The sequence below is a fragment of the Klebsiella sp. CN_Kp066 genome (genome assembly GCF_040065135.1).
Classification (GTDB): Bacteria; Pseudomonadota; Gammaproteobacteria; order Enterobacterales; family Enterobacteriaceae; genus Klebsiella; species Klebsiella oxytoca.
On sequence record NZ_JBEAIU010000018.1, the window covers coordinates 1 to 674 of the forward strand.

Below are 674 nucleotides of genomic sequence, written 5' to 3' on the forward strand. Positions count from 1 at the left end.
ACCCTGCTGCTGGGGGCGGCGGCGCAGTTCGGCATCTTCGCCACGGTGCTGGGGGCGCTGACGCTGAACTACTTCGGCATCATCAGCTTCACCCTGCCGCAGGCGGCGGCCATCGGCATCATCGGCGGCGCGGACGGCCCGACGGCGATTTACCTCTCCGGGAAACTGGCGCCGGAATTACTCGGCGCCATCGCGGTGGCGGCGTACTCGTATATGGCGCTGGTGCCGTTAATCCAGCCGCCGATTATGAAGGCGCTGACCAGCGAGAAGGAGCGGAAAATCCGCATGGTGCAGCTGCGCACGGTGAGTAAGCGGGAAAAAATCCTCTTCCCGGCGGTGCTGTTGCTGCTGGTGGCGCTGCTGCTGCCGGACGCGGCGCCGCTGCTGGGGATGTTCTGCTTCGGCAACCTGATGCGCGAGAGCGGGGTGGTGGAGCGCCTGAGCGACACGGTGCAGAACGGGCTGATAAATATCGTGACGATATTCCTCGGGCTGTCGGTGGGTGCCAAGCTGGTGGCGGACAAATTCCTGCAGCCGCAGACGCTGGGGATACTGGTGCTGGGAGTGATAGCGTTCTGCGTGGGTACGGCGGCGGGCGTGCTGATGGCGAAGCTGCTGAACCTGTGCAGCCGGCACAAAATCAACCCGCTGATTGGCTCCGCCGGGGTGTCGGC

At 65.0% G+C, this 674-nt stretch carries 1 protein-coding gene; it reads left to right on the plus strand.

Annotation, left to right across the window (positions count from 1 at the left end):
* Positions 1–674: sodium ion-translocating decarboxylase subunit beta (locus ABLV75_RS02870; RefSeq protein WP_348854884.1), on the plus strand; the 674-nt coding region annotated here is incomplete at both ends.